Here is a 20,100-nt window from a genome sequence, read left to right as displayed (position 1 = left end):
GTGAGCGCGGAGTCACGGTCCCGGCCCGCCCGAGGCTCCGGCCGCGAAGCCGTGCGGGGGCCTTGTGGAGCCCGGCACCCCGAAGAGATATCTTGATGTCAAGCAATGTTGCAGACGTGGAGCGGAGCACCCGGTGACTGACTCGACCATCATCTATACGCACACCGACGAGGCCCCTGCCCTGGCGACCTACTCGTTCCTGCCCGTCGTCGAGGCCTACGCCTCGACCGCAGGCGTCACGGTCGAGCGCCGTGACATCTCCCTCGCGGGCCGGATCATCGCCAGTTTCCCGGAGCACCTCAAGGCCGAGCAGCGTATCGATGACGCACTCGCCGAGCTGGGCGAGCTGGCCAGGACGCCCGGCGCGAACATCATCAAGCTGCCGAACATCTCGGCGTCGATCCCGCAGCTCAAGGCCGCCATCGCCGAGCTGCAGGAGCAGGGCTACGCGCTCCCGGACTACCCGGACGACCCGCAGACCGACGCCGACAAGGACGTCCGCGCCCGGTACGACAAGGTCAAGGGCAGCGCCGTGAACCCGGTGCTGCGCGAGGGCAACTCCGACCGCCGCGCCCCCGCCTCCGTCAAGAACTACGCCAAGGCCCACCCGCACCGCATGGGCGCCTGGACCGCCGACTCGAAGACGAACGTCGCCACCATGGGCGTCGACGACTTCCGTTCCACCGAGAAGTCCGCGGTCGTCGCCGAGGACGGCACGCTCCGCATCGAGCTGCACGGCGACGACGGCACCACCACCGTGCTCCGTGAGTCCGTACCCGTCCTGAAGGGCGAGGTCGTCGACGCGGCCGTCATGCGCGTCGCCGCGCTGCGCGAGTTCTTCACCGCGCAGGTCGCCCGCGCCAAGGCCGAGGGCGTGCTGTTCTCCCTGCACCTCAAGGCCACCATGATGAAGGTCTCCGACCCGATCATCTTCGGCCACGCGGTCCGCGCCTTCTTCCCGAACACCTTCGCCAAGTACGGCGACCAGCTCGCCGCCGCCGGCCTCACCCCCAACGACGGTCTGGGCGGCATCCTCAAGGGGCTCGGCTCGCTGCCGGACGTCGGCGCCGAGATCCAGGCGTCCTTCGAGGCCGAGCTCGCCGAGGGCCCCGCCCTGGCGATGGTCGACTCCGACCGGGGCATCACCAACCTGCACGTCCCCAGCGACGTCATCGTCGACGCCTCCATGCCCGCCATGATCCGCACCTCGGGTCACATGTGGGGCCCGGACGGCAACGAGGCCGACACCATCGCCGTCCTCCCGGACAGCAGCTACGCCGGTGTCTACCAGGTCGTCATCGACGACTGCCGCGCCAACGGCGCGTTCGACCCGGCGACCATGGGCTCCGTGCCCAACGTCGGTCTGATGGCGCAGAAGGCCGAGGAGTACGGCAGCCACGACAAGACCTTCGAGATCCCCGCCACCGGCACCGTGCGCGTCGTCGACGCGAGCGGCGCGGTCGTGCTGGAGCAGGTCGTCGGCGCCGGCGACATCTTCCGCATGTGCCAGACCAAGGACCTGCCGATCCAGGACTGGGTCAAGCTCGCCGTCACCCGCGCCCGCGCCACCGGCAGCCCGGCCGTGTTCTGGCTGGACGAGACCCGCGCGCACGACGCCAACCTGATCGCCAAGGTGAAGACGTACCTCGCCGACCACGACACGGACGGCCTGGACATCACCGTCAAGTCCCCGGTCGAGGCCACCGCCTTCTCCCTGGAGCGCATCCGCCGCGGCGAGGACACCATCTCCGTCACCGGCAACGTGCTCCGTGACTACCTCACGGACCTCTTCCCCATCCTGGAGCTCGGCACCAGCGCCAAGATGCTCTCCGTGGTCCCGCTGATGAACGGCGGCGGCCTCTTCGAGACCGGCGCGGGCGGCTCGGCCCCCAAGCACGTCCAGCAGCTCGTCAAGGAGAACTACCTCCGCTGGGACAGCCTGGGTGAGTTCCTGGCCCTGGCGGTCAGCTTCGAGCACCTGGCCACCACCACGGACAACGCGCGGGCCCAGGTCCTCGCCGACACCCTGGACCGGGCGACGGGCACCTTCCTCAACGAGGACAAGTCCCCGAGCCGTCGCCTCGGCGGCATCGACAACCGCGGCAGCCACTTCTACCTGGCCCTCTACTGGGCCCAGGAGCTGGCGCAGCAGACCGACGACGCGGGGCTCGCCGAGGCGTTCGCCCCGCTGGCCAAGACCCTGTCCGAGCAGGAGGAGACCATCGTCGCCGAGCTGATCGCGGTCCAGGGCTCCCCGGCCGAGATCGGCGGCTACTTCCAGCCCGACCCGGCCAAGGCCGCGGCGGTCATGCGTCCGTCCACCACCTTCAACAACGCGATCGCCTCCCTCGTCTGAGGTGACGTGAGCCCGGGGGCGGCCGCTTCGCCCCCCGCCCGTGACCGCCCCGGTCGGCCCCGTGCCGGCCGGGGCGGTCCGCGTGTGAGCGCCCTCGAACGGGTGGGGTTGCGCAGCCGTACGGGTGTCCGGAGCAATCCGGCGGCCTTCCGGTTCCGAATGAGGACCGTGAGGATCAACCGCACCACCCTGACCCGCCCCGCCCTCGCCGCCCTGAGCGGACTGCTCGCGGGGTTCGCCGCGCTGACCGTCGCCGAGCTCGTCTCGGCCGCCGTCAGACGCCAGGCGAGCCCCGTCACCGCGGTCGGCGGAGCCGCCATCGACCGGACGCCCGCGGGGGTGAAGGACTGGGCGATCCGCACGTTCGGCGAGGACGACAAGCTCGTCCTCCAGCTCGGCATCGTCATCACCCTCGCCCTCTTCGCCGTCGCCGTCGGCCTGCTGGCGCTGCGCCACCGGCGTACGGGCTCCGCCGCCGTCCTGCTCTTCGGCGTGGTCGGCGCGGCGGCCGCCGTCAGCAGGCCGGACTCCACCGGCTTCACCGACGGGCTGCCGTCCGTGGTCGGCGCGGTGGCCGGAGCGGTCCTGCTGTACGTCCTCGTCGGCAGGCTCACCGCCGCGCCCGCCACGGAGGCGGGCGAGGAGGCCGGCTGGGACCGGCGGGGCTTCCTGGTCGCCGCCGCCGCGGCGGCCGCCGCGTCCACCGCCGCGGGAGCCGCCGGCCGGGCGCTCAACGGCCGCAGCGCCCAGGACGCCGTCGCCTCCCGGGACGCCGTACGGCTGCCCGCCCCGGCCTCGCCCGCCGAGCCGATCCCGGCGGGAGCACAGCCGAGGGTGCGCGGGATCAGCTCGTTCACCACGCCCAACGACGACTTCTACCGGGTCGACACCGCCCTCGTGATCCCCAAGGTCGACGCCGGCTCCTGGCGGCTGCGCATCCACGGCGAGGGAGTACGGCGTGACCTGGAGTTCAGCTATCAGGACCTGCTGAACCGTCCGCTGATCGAACGCGAGATCACCCTGTGCTGCGTCTCCAACGAGGTCGGCGGTCCCTACATCGGCCACGCCCGCTGGATCGGTGTCCGGCTCGCGGACCTGCTGAAGGAGGCGGGCGTCAAGCCGCCGTCCCGGGGCGGGAAGGCCGACCAGATCGTCGCCCGCTCGGTGGACGGCATGACGATCGGGACCCCGGTCGAGGACGTCATGGACGGCCGGGACGCGATGCTCGCCGTCGGCATGAACGGCGAACCGCTGCCGTTCGTCCACGGGTTCCCCGTCCGGATGCTCGTGCCCGGACTGTACGGGTACGTCTCGGCCTGCAAGTGGATCGAGGACATCGAGCTCACCACGTTCGACTCCTACGACGCGTACTGGGTGAAGCGGGACTGGGCCCGCGAGGCCCCGATCAAGACCCAGTCCCGGATCGACACTCCCAAGCCCTTCGCCCGCCCCGAGGCGGGCACGGTCATGGTCGCCGGGGTGGCCTGGGCGCAGCACCGGGGCATCGAGAAGGTCGAGATCCGGGTCGACGACGGCCCCTGGAAGCCCGCCCAGCTCGCGGAGCAGGCCACCGTCGACACCTGGCGCCAGTGGACCTACCCGTGGCAGGCGACCCCCGGCAGCCACACCCTCACCGTCCGCGCCACGGACGGCACGGGCGAGACGCAGACCGAGAAGCGCACGAAGACCATTCCGGACGGGGCGAGCGGGTGGCACTCGGTGGTCGTCACCGTCGAATGACCGCCAAGGCGGCCCTCACGGAGCGAAGATCCGCCCCAGGGCCTCCCTCAACGCCGCCACCCCGGGCGGTTCGAGACGGGCCGTCAGATATCCGTCCGGCCGCACGGCGAACGCCGCGCCCTCGCCCACCCCGTACCGGCGCGCGAACTCGCCCCGGCTGTCGTGGTACAGGGGGACGCCCGCCGACCGCCCGGGGGCATCGGCGGGCAGGATCCGGTGCGTGGCCATCCGTCCGCCGGAGAACTCCCGCGCCGCCGCGGCGAGATCGGCGGCCGGGTCGCCCGCCGGGTGGTCCCCGTACACCAGCAGGACGTGCCCGCGACCGCGCAGCACGTCGAACAGGCGCACCGGGTAGGCGGCGATGTCCCCGGTCAGACCGCCGCAGTCCGGGACCCGGTCGCCCGGCCGCAGCGAGGCCGGATCGTCCGGGGCGAGAGGCGTCACCAGCGGGCTCTCCCGGTAGCCGACCAGGAGCTGGGCCTCGCGCAGCAGCAGCGTCTCCCGGTCCGTCGGATCCGCCTGCACCCCCTCGGCGGCGTGCCGGACGGTCCGGCCCACCACCTCCTCGCCCACCGGCCGCCGCTCCGCGTCGTACCCGGCGAGCACCTGCGGCCCCGCCGCGCCCTCGACGGCCAGTGCCAGCTTCCACGCCAGGTTGGCGGCGTCCTGGATCCCGGTGTTCATGCCCTGGGCACCGGTCGGCGGATGGATGTGTGCCGCGTCCCCGGCGACGAACACCCGGCCCTCCCCGTACCGGTCCACCAGCCGGTGGCTGATCCGGAACACCGAGGACCAGCGCAGCGCGGACGCGGTGACCGGCTCCGGCGCCAGCCGGTCCAGCACCTTCTGGATGTCGGGGAGTGCGGGAGCCGTACCGCCCTCCAGTCCGTGCGCCACCCCGTCACCGCCCGCCGCCGTCCCGGAGGCCTGCCGCGCGGCGGACAGCTCCGGCGGCACCAGCATCGACATCCGGTAGCGGCCGTTCCCCGGCAGCGGGATGCAGACCAGCAGATCGTCGACCGCCCCGTCCTCGCCGCGGTGCATCGAGCGCACGCCGTACCCGGGCGGCAGATCCCACCCCACCTCCACATCGGCGAGCATGTACTCCTCGGGGAACGCGCCGCCCTCGAAGGTGAGCCCCAGCCCCTTGCGCACCGCTGAATGCGCCCCGTCGCACCCCACCAGGAACCGGGAGCGGACCTCCGTCCCCTCCCCGGACGCGGTCGTCAGCCGACTGGTCACCCCGGCGTGGTCCTGGGCGAACCCCACGAGAGCGGTCGACCGCTCGATCCCGGTGCCGTAGCGCCCGAGGAACTCCTCCAGGAGGCGCTCGGTGTCGCACTGCGGCAGCGCGGCGAAGCCGTACGGCACCTCGGGCGGCAGGACCAGCTCGACGCGGCCCCGCTCGGCACCCTTCACGTACGTCAGCTGCCCGCGCATCGGGACCGCCGCGTCCAGCACCTCCCGCACCAGGCCCATCCGGTCGAAGAGTTCCAGGGTGCGCGGCTGGACGCCCACCGCCTTGGCGTACGGCAGCCGGGCCGGGAGCCGGTCCACGATCCGGCAGGCCACCCCGGCCCGCCGCAGTTCCGCGGCGAGCGTCAGGCCGACCGGGCCCGCGCCCACCACGAGGACGTCCGTCGATTCGCTGCGTGCCACCGGGGTCTCCCGTCACGGCCCCCCGCGTACGGTCCCCTCCATCGTCCTGCCATCGGCGGCACCCGGCACCCGGACGGTGCTCAGCCGCCCACAGGCGGGGTCATCGCCCACCGGATGGTCCGGGTCAGGGCCCTTCCGGCGGGCCGTACGCAGACCTCCTCGACCCCCGGTACCCGGGGCAGCCGCAACGGCTCCCGGGCCCACGGCGGGAGCGCGGCCACGGCGTTCGCGGCGAGTACGGCGTACGGGGGACGGGCCGGCCAGGGCAGCGGCGGGTGCAGCAGGATGAAGCGGGCCGCGTCCAGGGCCTCCCGGGTGGCACGCAGCTCCGGGCGGTAGGCGGCGATGCGGGCGGTCAGCTCCGCCCGGTCGTGCGGCGGGTCGGGGATGCCGAGGGCGTGGGCCACCGTCGCCATGTCGTGGATGTACCCGTCACACCCCGGCCCGTCCAGCGGCTGTGCCCCGTACCGCTGGTGGGCGCGGAGGAAGCTGTCCACCTCGGCGATGTGCACCCAGCACAGAAGGTGCGGGTCGGCCGCGTGGTACGGCTCCCCGGACGGGGCGGTCCCGCGCACCGACGCGTGCACGGACCGCACGCGGTCCACCGCCTCCTGGGCGTGTTCGGCCGTGCCGAACGTGGTCACCGCGAGGAAGGTGCTGGTCCGCTGGAGCCGCCCCCACGGATCGCCCCGGAACCCCGAGTGGCCCGCGACGGCCGCCATGGCGAGGGGGTGCAGCGACTGGAGCAGCAGGGCGCGCAACCCCCCGATGAACATGGACGCGTCCCCGTGCACCCGCCGCACCGGCCGGTCGGGCCCGAACCAGCGGGGGCCGGGGGTCTGGTGGATCCGGGCGCGGTTCTCCGGCCCGGAAGGCCCCGCCACGCGCGCGAAGAGGCTCCTGCCGAGCCGTTCCCGTACCCCGGAGCCGGGCGCCGCCTTGTCCATGGGGACCAGTATGCGGCCGCGCCCACCCGCCCAGGGCGGACTACGGCACCCGGGCCGTCCACCCGGGCGTGGCGAACTTGCTCCGTACGAGCTCCTCGGCACGGGCCAGCTCGGCGCCCGTCACGCTTCCGGTGGTCAGGCCGTGGCGTCTGCGGAACGAGTCGATCATCCGCTCGATCACCACCTGGCGCGGCAGCCCGGTCTGCCGCCGCAACGGGTCCACACGCTTCTTCGCCGACCGGGTGCCCTTGTCCGACATCTTCTCCTTGCCGATGCGGAGCACCTCCAGCATCTTGTCGGCGTCGATGTCGTACGCCATCGTCACGTGGTGCAGCACCGCCCCCGGCCCGCCGTCCGGCCCGACCACCCGCTTCTGCGCCGCCCCCGCGATCTTGCCGACCTCGGTGGCGATGTCGTTGAGCGGCTGGTACCAGGCCTTGATGCCCATGTCCGCGAGGGCTTCCAGCACCCAGTCGTCCAGATAGGCGTAGCTGTCGGCGAAGGACAGCCCCGACACGAGCGTCTGCGGGACGGCGAGCGAGTACGTGATGGTGGAGCTGGGCTCGGCGAACATCGCGCCGCCGCCCGAGATCCGGCGCACGACGTCCACGCCGTGCCGCTCCACGCCCGCCGGGTCCACCTCGTTGCGCAGCGACTGGAAGCTGCCGATGATCACGGCGGGGGAGTCCCACTCCCACACCCGCAGGGTCGGCGGCCGCTTCCCCGCCGCCACCTCGGCGGTGATCACCTCGTCCAGCGCCATGTGCAGCGCGGGTGACTGCGGGGCCTCGTGGATCAGCTGCCAGTCGTAGTCGCTCCACTCCGTGGCGTGCGCCAGCGCCCGGCGTACGGCGGTGGCGACGCCCTCCGCGCTCAGCCCCAGCATCACCGTGGAATCGGGCAGCGCCGCCTCGATCCGGGCCGCGAGCCCGGCCGTGTCCGTGTGGGCGGGGGCGCCCTCCAGGGCCGCGTCGATCGCGAGGATCGCCTCGTCCGGTTCGAGGAAGAAGTCCCCGGCGACCCGGACGTTCCGCAGGGCCCCGCCCGCCACTTCCAGGTCCACCACGACCAGCTTGCCGCCGGGAATCTTGTACTCACCGTGCACGGCGCCGCCTCCAGTTCACACCTCGAGATCCCGGCTCGCCGCAGGAGCCGGACACCACCGGGTACAACGCGCGTCAGGGCGTAGATCATCCCGGATCGGGGCGTGGACGGCCACCCGGCCCCGGCCACGCCCCGAGCCGGGACGGGCGAACCAGACCGCCCAGCAGCACGAACACTGGGTGCCGACAGACCCGCGCCCCGCGCTCAACCGCCAGGACCTCCCTACAGCTGGTCCCCCCTGCGGGGTGGTTCCGGAGGATACGTCCCGCCACCGTCCTTGACGTCCGCTTCGCAGGTCCGTGGGTCGTAGGACTGGTCATTGGGGATCAACAGAACTCCGTCAACCTGCTCAGGGTGCTCGACGGCGAGCCAGGTGTTGCCCGTGAGGGGATCGTCGGCCGGCCCGGACGCCTGGGACGAGAAAACCGTCTGACACCCCAACGTCACACGCTCCTCGTCGACCGCACAGGCGTCCACCGCTCGGTCGGAATATTCATCGGCGCCGTCGAAGCGGAAGCGGAAGTGGACCTGGTCGCCTTCGGAGGGCACCTGCGGGTGGGGCTCCAGGCTCCAGTCAACGACCGCGGCGGTGACGCCGAGAGGCTGCCCCTCCGTGTCCACGACCTGCACCCTGACACCGGCCTTGCCGCGCTCCGCCGTCGTGTCGGTGCAGCCCCAGGACGAGCAGCCGGACAGGGCGCATATCACCAGAGCCAGCGGGGCGACGGCGCGTACCCGTGCGGGGAACAAGGGGATGACCTCCGGTCGGAGTGGAGCGGGGAAGTATATCCCGGGGCCCGGCAGCCGCGGGTGATGGCGGCGAGCGCCTGCGGCGGCGAAGCCGAAGCGCAGAGGAGCCCTGTGCAGTGGGCGGGGTGCTCGATGCGCCCGCAGGGGCCGTGCCCGGCCCCTGGCATGATCGGCGGACATGGCAGACTCCAGCGACGCGCTCCGGCACATCCTCGTCATCGGCATGGGCGCCGGCGACCCCGACCACCTGACCCTCGCCGCGGTGAAGGCCATGCGCCGGGCCGACGTCTTCTTCGTGCTCGGCAAGGGCCGGGAGAAGGAGTCCCTGACCCGGCTGCGGCGCGACATCCTCGACGAACACCTCACCGGCCCCTACCGCGTGGTGGAGGCCGACGATCCGTGGCGCGACCGCACCCAGGACGATGCCGTGCGCTACACCGAGGCGGTGCACGACTGGCGTCACCGCCGCGCCGACATCTGCGAACGCCTGATCATCGAGGAGCTCGCACCGGGGCGGTGCGGAGCCTTCCTGGTGTGGGGCGACCCGGCCCTGTACGACAGCACGCTCGCGATCCTCGACGACATCCGGGAACGTGGCACCGTGGAATTCGGCCACGAAGTGATCCCCGGCATCAGCAGCGTCTCCGCCCTCGCCGCCCGGCACCGCGTCACCCTCAACCAGGTCGGCCGCCCCGTCCGCATCACGCCCGGCAGACGGCTGGCCCAGGGCTTCCCCGAGGACGACAGCGACATCGTCGTGATGCTCGACGGCCAGGAGAGCTTCACCCGTCTGACGGGCCGGGGCCTGTGGATCCACTGGGGCGCGTACATCGGGACCCCCGACGAGATCCTTCTCTCCGGGCCGCTCGACGAGGTGGCCGGAGAGATCAGCCGGCTGCGCGGGGAGGCCCGCCGACGCCACGGCTGGATCATGGACACCTATCTGCTGCGCCGGGGGCCTTCCGGCGGGAGGGCGGCGGGCGAGGCGGAGGCGGCGGGCCGCCCGGCGGACGGCGCGGACGGTTCGGTGGGCGGCCCGCTCGGCTGACCGGCCGGGGTCAGCGCCGGGACTCGTGTTCCCTGATGACGCCCAGTCCATGACCGAGGCTCGGGCACTCGGCGCTCAGGTCGTCGCCCCGCACGAGGTAGTTGTCGACCCGGCCGTCCGTCGGCCGCTCGACGGCGCGATACTGCGTGCCGTTCACGGTGATCGTCCAGTCGTCGCCGTCCTGGGCCCACCCAACTGTCTTCTTCATATGACGTTTTCCGTTCCTCGATCGGCCCTGCCGGGGATCGGCAGGGCCGTGTAGTGGGAAGAAGAACGGCCTGTGACGCTCCGTGGTTCCGCATTCCCCTACGCCATTCGGTTACATCTGGGTCACTGCCTCCGCACAGTCGAGACGACCGGCCTGACCGGCGGTCAGGGAGCGGATGACGAACAGCCGAACGACCGGGGAACCTGTGACGCCCGCCATCGGTCCGGCGCTCGGGCGGACCGATGGCGGGCGTCGGACCGAGGCCAGGGTTGCCGGCGCCGTCGGTCCGACGACGTCAGCCGCGGGCGTCAGCCACGGGCGGCCGGAAAGGACCACCCCGTGTCTCACCTCACGGTCCGAAGTATGAACAGCGGTGTGCGTCCGGCGGTGCTCCCCTTAGGGTGGCCCGTGCAGCTGGTTCGCCCTGTCCGCCAGACAGGGCGTCGTAAGAGGGAACCCGGTGGGAATCCGGGACTGCCCCGCAGCGGTGAGTGGGAACGACCGCCGTCATACGCACTGGGCCCGACCGGGTCCGGGAAGCGACGGCCACTAGGTGTCTGCCCCGGCAGACGTGCCCGCGAGTCCGAAGACCTGCCCGTTGCCCGCACGCGACCGTTCGCGTGCGGAGATCTCGGTGACCTCGTGGGCGGGTCGGCGGAACGGTCAGGTGGACGGGCACGCTGCGACGTGCCCCGGTGTCCGCCCGACACGTCATCCCTTCGCGTCCGCGTCCCGTCCCGGGATCTGCGTCGCAGACACGCTCGCGAAGGAGAGTCACGTGACAGCGAAGCCCGCAGCCGCGGCAGCACGGGCCACCGTGTACGGCTACCCCCGCCAGGGTCGGAACCGTGAACTGAAGAAGGCCGTCGAGGGCTACTGGAAGGGCCGCGTCGACGCGGACACCCTCCGGCGGACCGCCGCCGAACTGCGCCGCGGAACCTGGCAGCAGCTCGCCGAGGCCGGCGTCCACGACGTGCCGACCGGTGATTTCTCGTACTACGACCACGTCCTGGACACCAGCGTCATGGTCGGCGCCGTCCCCGCACGGCACCGTGCGGCGGTCCACGCGGACGCCCTCGACGGCTACTTCGCCATGGCCCGCGGTACGCAGGACGTCGCGCCGCTGGAGATGACGAAGTGGTTCGACACCAACTACCACTATCTGGTGCCGGAGTTGGGCCCGGACACCGTGTTCACCGCCGACTCGGCCAAGCAGGTCGCCGAGTTCAGGGAGGCCCTCGCGCTCGGCCACACCCCGCGCCCGGTCCTCGTCGGCCCCGTCACCTACCTCCTGCTCGCCAAGGCGGCCCCCGGTGTGGCCGACGGCTTCGAGCCGCTGACCCTGCTGGACCGTCTGCTGCCCGTGTACGCCGAGGTCCTCGCCGACCTGCGGGCGGCCGGCGCCGAGTGGGTCCAGCTGGACGAGCCCGCCCTCGTCCAGGACCGCACCCCGGCCGAGCTGAACGCCGCCGCCCGCGCCTACCGCGACCTCGGCGGACTCACCGACCGGCCCAAGCTGCTGGTCGCCTCCTACTTCGGGCGGCTCGGCGAGGCGCTCGCCGTCCTCGCCAAGGCCCCCGTCGACGGCCTCGCCCTCGACTTCACCGAGACCGGTGCGGGCAACCTCGACGATCTCGCGGCCGCCGGCGGGCTGCCCGGCAAGCGGCTGGTCGCCGGCGTCGTCAACGGCCGCAACATCTGGATCAACGACTACGAGAAGTCCCTCGCCACCCTCGGCACCCTGCTCGGCCTCGCCGACCAGGTCGACGTCTCCGCCTCCTGCTCCCTGCTGCATGTCCCGCTGGACGCGAAGGCCGAGCACGGCATCGACCCGCAGATCGCCCGCTGGCTCTCCTTCGCCGAGCAGAAGACCGAGGAGATCGTCGTCCTGGCCCGCGCTCTGGCCTCCGGCACGGACGCCATCGCGGCCGAACTCGCCGCGAACCGGGCCGACCTGGCATCCCGCACCGATGCCGCGATCACCCGTGACCCGGCCGTACGCGCCCGAACGGCGGCCATCACCGACGCGGACGGCCGACGCTCCCAGCCCTACGCCGAGCGGACCCTCGCCCAGCGGTCCCACCTCGGGCTGCCGTTGCTGCCGACCACCACCATCGGCTCGTTCCCGCAGACCACCGAACTGCGCACCGCGCGGGCCGACGTGCGAGCGGGCCGGATCGACGCGGCCGGATACGAGGAACGCATCAAGGACGAGATCCGCGAGGTCCTCTCCTTCCAGGAGAAGGCCGGGATCGACGTCCTGGTGCACGGCGAGCCCGAACGCAACGACATGGTCCAGTACTTCGCCGAACAGCTCACCGGCTACCTCGCCACCCAGCACGGCTGGGTGCAGTCCTACGGCACCCGCTACGTCCGCCCACCGGTCCTCGCCGGGGACATCTCGCGCCCCGGGCCCATGACCGTGCGCTGGACCGCGTACGCGCAGTCGCTCACCGACCGCCCGGTCAAGGGCATGCTCACCGGGCCGGTCACCATGCTCGCCTGGTCCTTCGTCCGCGACGACCAGCCACTGGGCGAGACCGCCCGCCAGGTCGCCCTCGCCCTGCGCGACGAGGTGAACGACCTGGAGGCGAACGGCACGTCGGTGATCCAGGTCGACGAACCCGCGCTGCGCGAGACGCTCCCGCTGCGGGCCGCCGACCACGCCGCGTACCTTCAGTGGGCGACGGAGTCCTTCCGGCTGGCCACCGCCGGGGTACGGCCGGACACCCAGATCCACACCCACATGTGCTACGCGGAGTTCGGCGACATCGTCCAGGCCATCGACGACCTCGACGCCGACGTCATCAGCCTGGAGGCCGCCCGCTCCCACATGCAGGTCGCCCGCGAACTGGCCGCCCACGGCTACCCGCGCGAGGCCGGGCCCGGCGTCTACGACATCCACTCACCCCGCGTCCCCGGCGCCGAGGAGGCAGCGGCCCTGCTGCGCAAGGGACTTGAGGCCATCCCCGCGCAACGTCTGTGGGTGAACCCCGACTGCGGCCTGAAGACCCGCGGCTGGCCCGAGACCCGGGCCTCCCTGGAGAACCTGGTCGCCGCAGCCCGGAAGATCCGCGCGGAGCTGGCCACCGAAGCGGTGTGATACCGGCCCGGTGCGGGAGGGGCCACCGCCCCTCCCGCATCGGGCCGTGCCCGTCCGCACCGGTCCGTACCGATGCGTGTCCGAGCCCGCTGGTAGCGTGCCGCTTCCGTACCGGGGATCACGAAGAGGCGGGGTGCGTACGGGAAGTGACATGCCATGAGGTGGATGCCCGGCGCCTGGACGCGGTATCGGAAGGCATCGTCGGGCGGACGGCGGGGCGGTGGCACGGTACGCGCTACGGCGCCCCGACCCCGCGGCGCATGCGTGAACCGGCCGGGGAACTGCTCGACCACGTCGCCGCCAGCACCGGTCAGGGCGGCGCGCTGGACGACGTCGCGCGCTCCGCGCTGCTCACGGCGGCGGAGTGCCGTCCGGGGGAGATGAGCGTCGGCTGCTTCCCCGACGGCGACCAGGAGGTCCTCCTCCCGCCGATCGGGGAGCGGCTCAGCACCGAGGACACAGCTCTCGGCGATGTCGTCGCCTCCTCGCGGGAGCAGGCCCCTTCGGCCCGTACCTGGCTCGACCTCTTCGCGGCCTGCCTCGTCAGCCATCTCGTGTGGGACGGGCAGCGGGTACCGGCCTGCTGCTGCGGGACGACTCGGAAACCAGCAACTGGGGCCCCTGGTAAGCGAAGTGGCGCCCCCGAGCGGGCTGAGCGCGCGTCGTTCACACCCTCGGAGTTAGGTTAGCCTAACCGTCAAGCCGCGGAGGTGGATCTTTCCGCCTCCGGAGCCGCCCCCGCGCGGCTCCCGCTTCCGCGCGGCCTGTCCGCACCACGACCGAAGGCCCCGCCATGCCGCCTGCCTCCCTCCCGCCCCCCGGTGAACCCTCCGAGGAACGCCGGGCGTCGGGCGCGCACTCCGCCACGCCGTCGAGCCCCGGTCCCGAAGGCGTACGGGGAGGTCTCGTCGCGGGCGGTGCACGCGGTCCGGAGCACCTGCGGCCCCTCACCGCCATCGTCCTGGACGCCCTGGCGGACGCCGCCCCGGCCCGGGGCGGGCCACTGCCCGCCGGAGGGCCCGAGGCCGTGGCCCGGAGCGCCCGCGCTCTCTGCTCCCCGGTCCTGCCCGAGGAGGGCGTCGGCCCCGAGGCCGCGCTCGGGGACGTCGTGCGCGCGGTCGCGGAGGGGGCCGCGGACCCGGCCGACCCCGCCTGTGTCGCCCATCTGCACTGCCCGCCGCTCGCCGTGGCCGTCGCGGCGGACCTGGCGGGCGCGGCCCTCAACCCCTCCATGGACTCCTGGGACCAGGCGCCCGCCGCCGGGGTGATCGAGGAGCTGACCACGGCCGCCCTGGCGCGGCTCGTCCACCCCACGGCCCCCGCCCCCGACGCGCTCATCACCAGCGGCGGCACCGAGTCCAACCTGGTCGCCCTCCTCCTCGCCCGGGAACGGGCGCGAGGTGGCCCCCTGCGCGTGGTGACCGGCGCCAACGCCCACCACAGCGTCCACCGGGCCGCCTGGATGCTCGGCCTGCCCGCCCCCACGGTCGTCGCCTGCAGCAGGGGCCGGATGGACCCGGCGGCCCTCGACCGTGCTCTCACCGGCCTCGCGGGGTCGCCGCTCCTGGTCGTCGCCACCGCCGGGACCACCGACGAGGGGCGCATCGACCCCCTCCCGGAGATCGCCCGCATCGCCGAACGGCACACGGCCCGGCTCCACGTCGATGCCGCCTACGGCGGCCCGTTGCTGTTCAGCGAACGCCTGGCCCCTCGGCTCACGGGCCTGGAACGCGCCGCCACCGTCACGTTCGACCTGCACAAACTCGGCTGGCAGCCGGTCGCCGCCGGGGTGCTGACGGTCGCCGACACCGAGCTGCTCGCCCCGCTCTCCCTCCGTGCCGACTACCTCAACGCCGACGACGACACCGAGGCCGGACTCCCGGATCTGCTGGGCCGGTCGATCCGCACCACCCGGCGTCCCGACGCCCTGAAGATGGCGGTCACCTTCCGGGCCCTCGGACGGCGGGGACTCGGCGCACTGGTCGAGCACTGTGTGCGTACCGCCCACGCGTTCGGCCGCGCCGTCGACGCGCACCCCCGCCTCCGCCTGCACCCCGGCGGGACCGGGATCAGCACCGTGCTGTTCCGCCCCGCCGTGGCCGACGCGCTGAGCGACGAGGCGGGTGACGCCGTGGTCGCCGCGGTCCGCCGCGCCCTGCTCACCGAGGGGCGCGCCGTGCTCGGGCGGGCGGTGGCCGAGGACGGCGACGGCCGCAGCCGCCTCTGGCTGAAGGCCACCCTGCTGCACCCGAACGCCGCGACGGCCGATCTGCTCCCGCTGCTCGACCTCGTCACCGCGGCGGCGGACCGTGCCCTGAGCGCATCGGACGCGGACCGCGGGGCGAGCGGAGCCCCGACGGCCGAAGGTGCCGGGGCCCCCGAGACGGAAAGGCTGCCGTCATGACGCCGACGATGCGCACGGCTCGCCCCGGGCCGATCCCCGCCGCACCCGCGACCCCTGCCGGAGGAACCCGATGACACCCGGACCGCGCACGCCGCCCCTCGATCTGCTGGGGGTGGGGGCAGGGCCCTTCAACCTCTCGCTCGCCGCGCTGGCCGACGGCGTTCCCGGGCTACGGACCGCCTTTCACGAGCAGCGTGCCGCGTTCCACTGGCACCCGGGACTGCTCATCGAGGGCGCGACCCTGCAAGTACCTTTCCTGGCCGACCTGGTGAGCCTCGTCGAGCCCACCAGCCCCTGGTCGTACCTCAATTACATCAAGATCCGCCGCAGGCTGTTCCCGTTCTACTTCGCCGAGCGCTTCCACATCCACCGCTCGGAGTTCGACGCCTATCTGCGCTGGGTGAGCACCGAACTGCCCTCCACCCGTTTCGGTCACCGCGTCGACACGGTCGCCTGGGACCCCGGACAGGGCGCGTTCGCCGTGGAGTTCACCCGGCTGGGCCCGGACGGGGAGACCCTGACGAGCGGCCTGGTCCATGCCCGTAACCTCGCCCTCGGCGTCGGCACGGCACCCCATGTCCCCGAACCGCTGCGCGAGTTGGTCCGGGACCCGGCCTCCGTCGTGCTGCACTCGGCGGACTACCTCGCCCAGCGGGACCGGCTGCTGGCCGCCCGCCACATCACCGTCGTCGGGTCGGGCCAGTCGGGCGCCGAAGTGCTGCTGGACCTGCTGCGTTCCCGGCCCGAGGGAGCGGAGGGGCTGACCTGGCTGGCCCGTACGCCGGCCTTCGCGCCGATGGAGTACAGCAAGATCGGCCTGGAGCAGTTCACCCCCGACTACACCCGCTACTTCCACGGCCTGCCACAGGCCACCCGGGACCGGCTGCTGCCTCGCCAGTGGCAGCTGTACAAGGGCGTCAGCGGGGACACGCTCGGGGACATCCACGACGAGCTGTACCGGCGCAGCCTCGGCGGCGAGTGGCCCGACGTCACGCTCACCCCCGGGATCGAGGTCACCGGTGCCGCCACCACGGGGGCGGGGCGGATCGAGCTGAGCGTCGAGCACGGCCAGCAGGAGGCGCGGGGCCGGCTCGTCACGGACGCCGTCGTGCTCGCCACCGGGTACCGCGAGCGCCCCGTGGACACGCTGCTCGCAGCCCTCGATCCGTACGCCGTCCGCGACGAGGCCGGGCGTCCGCAGGTCGACGCGGCGCAACGGCTCGTGCTCGCACCGGAGATCGCCGGTTCCGTCTTCGTGCAGAACGCCGAACGGCACACGCACGGCGTCGGCACACCGGACCTCGGCCTGGCCGCCTGGCGTTCCGCCGTGATCGTCAACGCGCTGACGGGCAAGGAGTTCTATCCGCTGCCGGAGCGCACGGCCTTCACCACGTTCGGCCTCGGCACGCGGGACCGTGACGACCGGGAGGACCTGGTCCGTGACGACAGGGTCCGTGTCGAGAGGGACCGTGACGACCAGGACCCGTCGGCACGTCCGGCCGGAGAGCGCCGCTGACGGAAAGCGGCCGGGCCGCGCGGTGGTTCACCGTGCGGCCCGGCCGCGTTCCGTTCACCGGGCAGGTCAGCCCTTGCGGGTGTTGATCTCGTCGGTGAGCTGGGGTACGACCGTGAAGAGGTCGCCGATGACGCCGTAGTCGACGAGCTCGAAGATGGGGGCTTCGGCGTCCTTGTTGATCGCGACGATGGTCTTCGAGGTCTGCATGCCTGCCCGGTGCTGGATCGCGCCGGAGATGCCGGAGGCGATGTAGAGCTGGGGGGAGACGGACTTGCCGGTCTGGCCGACCTGGGAGGTGTGCGGGTACCAGCCGGCGTCGACGGCGGCACGCGAGGCGCCGACCGCGGCGCCCAGGGAGTCGGCCAGGGCCTCGATCAGGGGGAAGTTCTCCGCGCCGTTGACGCCACGGCCGCCGGAGACGACGATCGCGGCCTCGGTCAGCTCGGGGCGGCCGGTCGACTCACGGGGGGTCCGGGAGGTGACCTGCGTACCGGTCGCGTTCTTCCCGAACGCCACCGTCAGTGCTTCCACGGCGCCGGCCGCCGGGGCCGCCTCGACCGCGGCCGAGTTCGGCTTGACCGTGATGACCGGAACACCCCGGGAGACCCGGGACCTGGTGGTGTAGGAGGCGGCGAAGACCGCCTGCGTGGCGACGGGGCCCTGGTCGCCGGCTTCCAGGTCGGTGGCGTCGGTGATGATGCCCGACCCGGTCCGCAGCGCGAGACGGGCGGCGATCTCCTTGCCCTCGGCGGAGGACACCACCAGCACCGCGGCGGGGGAGACGGCCTCGAACGCGGCCTGCAGCGCGTCCACCTTCGGCACCACGAGGTAGTCCGCGAACTCCGGGGCATCACAGGTCAGGACCTTCACCGCACCGTGCTCACCCAGCACACCCGCAGTGGCCCCGGCGCCGGCGCCCAGGGCGACGGCGACCGGGTCACCGATCCGACGCGCCAGCGTCAGCAGCTCCAGGGTGGGCTTGCGGACCGCACCATCCACATGGTCGACCAGAACCAGAACTTCAGCCATGACAACGCACTCCAGACGAGAGGAAGAGAAGGGAGGGGAAGAGAGAGGAAGGACCGTGCGTGCGGGATCAGATGAACTTCTGGCCCGCGAGGAACCCGGCGAGCTGCTTGCCGCCCTCGCCCTCGTCCTTCACGATCGTGCCCGCCGTGCGCGCCGGACGCTCGGTCGCGGAGTCGACCGCCGTCCAGGCGCCCGCCAGACCGACCTCGTCCGCGTCCAGCTCCAGATCCTCCAGATCCAGCGACTGGACCGGCTTCTTCTTCGCCGCCATGATCCCCTTGAACGAGGGGTAACGCGCCTCACCGGACTGGTCGGTCACCGAGACCACCGCCGGCAGCGACGCCCGGAGCTGCTCGGTGGCGGTGTCACCGTCCCGGCGCCCGGTCACCACACCGTCGTTCACCGACACCTCCGACAGCAGCGTCACCTGCGGCACCTCCAGACGCTCCGCCAGCAGCGCCGGCAGCACACCCATCACACCGTCCGTCGACGCCATACCGCACACCACCAGATCGAAGCCGGTCTTCTCGACCGCCTTCGCCAGCACCAGCGACGTGCCCATCACGTCCGTGCCGTGCAGATCGTCGTCCTCGACGTGAACCGCCTTGTCCGCACCCATCGACAACGCCTTGCGCAACGCGTCCTTGGCGTCCTCCGGACCCACCGTCACCACGGTGACCTCCGCATCGTCCGCCCCGTCCGCGATCTGCAACGCCTGCTCGACCGCGTACTCGTCCAGCTCCGACAGCAGACCGTCCACATCCTCACGGTCCAGCGTCAGGTCATCGGCGAAACGCCGGTCACCGGTCGCGTCGGGCACGTACTTCACACAGACAACGATCCTCAAGCTCACGCCGGCTCTCCTGCCTACCTGGGTGTGGTCCCACCTGGGTCATTCGTACTGATGAAGAGACTATGGCACTCAGTACCCTCTGTAAAGGTACGCAGTGCCAAAATGCCTCGTCCGGTGCTACGTTTCGCCGCATGACCGAGGCGCGAGGACCCCAGAAGAAGGCACCCATGCGGGAGGTGCTGGCACAGGCGGCCTTCCAGCTCTTCCTGGAGCGGGGCTTCGAGCGGACGACCGTGGACGACATCGTGGCGCGGGCCGGTGTGGGCCGGCGTTCGTTCTTCCGGTACTTCCCGTCGAAGGAGGACGCGGTCTTCCCGGACCACGAGCGGTGCCTCGCGGAGATGACCGAGTTCCTGGCCGCCGCCGACGACGGCGATCCGGTGGGGGCCGTGTCCGACGCCGCGCGCATCGTGCTGCGGATGTACGCGGCCGACCCCGAGTTCTCCGTGCAGCGCTACCGGCTCACCCGGGAGGTGCCGGGGCTGCGGACGTACGAACTGTCCGTGGTGCGCCGCTACGAGCAGACCCTCGCCGGGCATCTGCGGAGCCGGTTCGGTGCGGACGGCGACGGGGCGTTGCGGGCCGAGGTGATCGCCGCGTCCGTGGTCGCCGCGCACAACAACGGGCTGCGGCTGTGGCTGCGTTCGGGCGGGGAGGGTGATCCGGAGGCGGCGGTCGACCATGCGCTCGCCCTGGTGCGCGACGTCTGGGGTCGGCCCGCCGCCGCCCCGGCCGCCTTCGGGGCCGCAGCCCCCGCCCTTTCCCTCTCGGTCCCGGGTGACGGCGAGGGTGAGGTGGTCGTGATGGTCGCGCGGAAGGGCGCCCCGATGTGGCGTGTCGTGCAGCAGATCGAGGCGGCCGTCGGCGAGAACTGAGCATCAATGGGCACTCAGTGCCTTTACGGTCCGGCACTGAGTGCCATATGGTGCGGACGCGCCGGCAGTGCAGGTGCGGCGCGTCCGAGTCGAGCGCAGGGGGTCGAGCCGTGTCCCAGACAGGAATGGGTACCGTCCAGAAGGCGCGCGAGGAGTGCGGCCTTGCCTTCCACCGCTGCCGCTGGTGCGGCACCGCCTCCTTCCGGCGGCTGCTGTGCCCGGTGTGCGCGTCCAGCGAACTGGAGCCCGAACGCACCACCGGCCACGGCGTGGTCGTCCGGACCGCCGTGATCCACCGCTACACCGAGGCGGCGCGCAACGAGTCCCTGGTGCGGTTCCCCGAAGGGTTCGTCTTCCGCTGCCGCATCGTGGGGGCGGCCCCGCACCTCGTGGCGGTCGGGGCGCGCGTCCGGCCCGTCTCCGGGGACGAGCCGGAGACGGGCGAGGTGGTGCTGGAACTCTGCGAGCCGCCCGTGCGCCAGGACTGGATCTGACGAACCGGGCGGCC

The 20,100-nt window shown here is 72.6% G+C and carries 16 protein-coding genes and 1 riboswitch; of the genes, 9 read left to right on the top strand and 7 right to left on the bottom strand.

What is annotated here, in order from left to right:
- The first annotated feature begins 133 nt into the window (after positions 1-133).
- Positions 134-2,356, top strand: coding sequence for an NADP-dependent isocitrate dehydrogenase (locus tag KME66_RS04265; protein ID WP_216319075.1), 2,223 nt, complete (start codon positions 134-136; stop codon positions 2,354-2,356).
- A 159-nt stretch (positions 2,357-2,515) separates the two neighbouring features.
- Positions 2,516-4,096 carry a molybdopterin-dependent oxidoreductase gene (locus tag KME66_RS04260; RefSeq protein ID WP_216319072.1) on the top strand — a complete coding sequence of 527 codons (1,581 nt, stop codon included), beginning with the start codon at positions 2,516-2,518 and terminating at the stop codon, positions 4,094-4,096.
- A gap of 15 nt (positions 4,097-4,111) precedes the next feature.
- On the opposite strand, the gene KME66_RS04255 is transcribed toward KME66_RS04260, so the two are convergent.
- From KME66_RS04255 to KME66_RS04240, 4 genes are all read right to left on the bottom strand, one after another.
- Positions 4,112-5,755, bottom strand: coding sequence for an FAD-dependent monooxygenase (locus tag KME66_RS04255; RefSeq protein WP_216319069.1), 1,644 nt, complete (start codon positions 5,753-5,755; stop codon positions 4,112-4,114).
- An 80-nt stretch (positions 5,756-5,835) separates the two neighbouring features.
- Entirely contained in the window at positions 5,836-6,702 is an 867-nt protein-coding gene (locus tag KME66_RS04250) for an oxygenase MpaB family protein (protein ID WP_216319066.1), read from the bottom strand.
- 40 nt (positions 6,703-6,742) lie between these two features.
- The gene (locus KME66_RS04245; protein WP_073221620.1) at positions 6,743-7,807 is read right to left on the bottom strand and encodes a biotin/lipoate A/B protein ligase family protein; all 1,065 of its coding nucleotides are present in this window, start codon (positions 7,805-7,807) and stop codon (positions 6,743-6,745) included.
- Positions 7,808-8,028: 221 nt separating this feature from the next.
- A complete protein-coding gene (locus tag KME66_RS04240) occupies positions 8,029-8,556 on the bottom strand; it encodes a hypothetical protein (RefSeq protein ID WP_216319063.1) in 528 nt (175 codons plus the stop codon).
- 178 nt (positions 8,557-8,734) lie between these two features.
- On the opposite strand from KME66_RS04240, the gene cobF reads away from it, so the two are divergent.
- Positions 8,735-9,604, top strand: a complete 870-nt coding sequence (cobF, locus tag KME66_RS04235) for a precorrin-6A synthase (deacetylating) (RefSeq protein WP_216319060.1) — start codon at positions 8,735-8,737, stop codon at positions 9,602-9,604.
- A 10-nt stretch (positions 9,605-9,614) separates the two neighbouring features.
- Here cobF and KME66_RS04230 read toward each other — a convergent pair whose 3' ends face one another.
- Complete coding sequence (locus KME66_RS04230) at positions 9,615-9,812, bottom strand: hypothetical protein (RefSeq protein ID WP_010064026.1); 198 nt, start codon at positions 9,810-9,812, stop codon at positions 9,615-9,617.
- A gap of 398 nt (positions 9,813-10,210) precedes the next feature.
- Positions 10,211-10,426: riboswitch (cobalamin riboswitch) on the top strand.
- Positions 10,427-10,590: 164 nt separating this feature from the next.
- Between KME66_RS04230 and metE the strand changes: the two genes are divergently transcribed.
- The 4 genes from metE to KME66_RS04210 all read left to right on the top strand — a co-directional run bounded on the left by metE (position 10,591) and on the right by KME66_RS04210 (position 16,835).
- Positions 10,591-12,915: a 5-methyltetrahydropteroyltriglutamate--homocysteine S-methyltransferase gene (gene metE / locus KME66_RS04225; protein WP_216319058.1), complete on the top strand. Its 2,325-nt coding sequence runs from the start codon at positions 10,591-10,593 to the stop codon at positions 12,913-12,915.
- Between the two features lie 260 nt (positions 12,916-13,175).
- A complete protein-coding gene (locus KME66_RS04220; RefSeq protein WP_253208229.1) occupies positions 13,176-13,604 on the top strand; it encodes a hypothetical protein in 429 nt (142 codons plus the stop codon).
- Between the two features lie 104 nt (positions 13,605-13,708).
- Positions 13,709-15,319 (top strand): aminotransferase class V-fold PLP-dependent enzyme, encoded by a 1,611-nt coding sequence (locus KME66_RS04215; RefSeq protein WP_216319055.1) that lies wholly within the window; start codon positions 13,709-13,711, stop codon positions 15,317-15,319.
- Positions 15,320-15,389: 70 nt separating this feature from the next.
- Positions 15,390-16,835, top strand: a complete 1,446-nt coding sequence (locus KME66_RS04210; RefSeq protein ID WP_216319052.1) for a lysine N(6)-hydroxylase/L-ornithine N(5)-oxygenase family protein — start codon at positions 15,390-15,392, stop codon at positions 16,833-16,835.
- A 66-nt stretch (positions 16,836-16,901) separates the two neighbouring features.
- Here the strand turns inward: KME66_RS04210 and KME66_RS04205 are convergent, their stop codons facing one another.
- A complete protein-coding gene (locus KME66_RS04205) occupies positions 16,902-17,864 on the bottom strand; it encodes an electron transfer flavoprotein subunit alpha/FixB family protein (RefSeq protein ID WP_216319048.1) in 963 nt (320 codons plus the stop codon).
- A gap of 67 nt (positions 17,865-17,931) precedes the next feature.
- Positions 17,932-18,717 carry an electron transfer flavoprotein subunit beta/FixA family protein gene (locus KME66_RS04200; protein ID WP_073213573.1) on the bottom strand — a complete coding sequence of 262 codons (786 nt, stop codon included), beginning with the start codon at positions 18,715-18,717 and terminating at the stop codon, positions 17,932-17,934.
- Between the two features lie 167 nt (positions 18,718-18,884).
- Here KME66_RS04200 and KME66_RS04195 point away from each other — a divergent pair, with 167 nt between their 5' ends.
- On the top strand, positions 18,885-19,592 hold the full coding sequence (locus KME66_RS04195) for a TetR family transcriptional regulator (RefSeq protein WP_216329083.1): 708 nt from the start codon (positions 18,885-18,887) through the stop codon (positions 19,590-19,592).
- 125 nt (positions 19,593-19,717) lie between these two features.
- The gene (locus tag KME66_RS04190; RefSeq protein ID WP_073229122.1) at positions 19,718-20,086 is read left to right on the top strand and encodes a Zn-ribbon domain-containing OB-fold protein; all 369 of its coding nucleotides are present in this window, start codon (positions 19,718-19,720) and stop codon (positions 20,084-20,086) included.
- Positions 20,087-20,100: the final 14 nt, after the last annotated feature.

The sequence above is a fragment of the Streptomyces sp. YPW6 genome (genome assembly GCF_018866325.1).
Classification (GTDB): domain Bacteria; phylum Actinomycetota; class Actinomycetes; order Streptomycetales; family Streptomycetaceae; genus Streptomyces.
This window is presented reverse-complemented; position numbering and strand designations above follow the sequence as displayed.

Bases quoted from the DNA above. Each gene is read 5' to 3' on its own strand.
- KME66_RS04215 (WP_216319055.1), top strand. From the start codon at position 13,709: ATGCCGCCTGCCTCCCTCCCGCCCCCCGGTGAACCCTCCGAGGAACGC.
- KME66_RS04195 (WP_216329083.1), top strand. From the start codon at position 18,885: ATGCGGGAGGTGCTGGCACAGGCGGCCTTCCAGCTCTTCCTGGAGCGG.
- cobF (WP_216319060.1), top strand. From the start codon at position 8,735: ATGGCAGACTCCAGCGACGCGCTCCGGCACATCCTCGTCATCGGCATG.
- KME66_RS04205 (WP_216319048.1), bottom strand. From the start codon at position 17,864: ATGGCTGAAGTTCTGGTTCTGGTCGACCATGTGGATGGTGCGGTCCGC.
- KME66_RS04250 (WP_216319066.1), bottom strand. From the start codon at position 6,702: ATGGACAAGGCGGCGCCCGGCTCCGGGGTACGGGAACGGCTCGGCAGG.
- KME66_RS04210 (WP_216319052.1), top strand. From the start codon at position 15,390: ATGACACCCGGACCGCGCACGCCGCCCCTCGATCTGCTGGGGGTGGGG.
- KME66_RS04260 (WP_216319072.1), top strand. From the start codon at position 2,516: ATGAGGACCGTGAGGATCAACCGCACCACCCTGACCCGCCCCGCCCTC.
- KME66_RS04230 (WP_010064026.1), bottom strand. From the start codon at position 9,812: ATGAAGAAGACAGTTGGGTGGGCCCAGGACGGCGACGACTGGACGATC.
- KME66_RS04220 (WP_253208229.1), top strand. From the start codon at position 13,176: ATGCGTGAACCGGCCGGGGAACTGCTCGACCACGTCGCCGCCAGCACC.
- KME66_RS04190 (WP_073229122.1), top strand. From the start codon at position 19,718: ATGGGTACCGTCCAGAAGGCGCGCGAGGAGTGCGGCCTTGCCTTCCAC.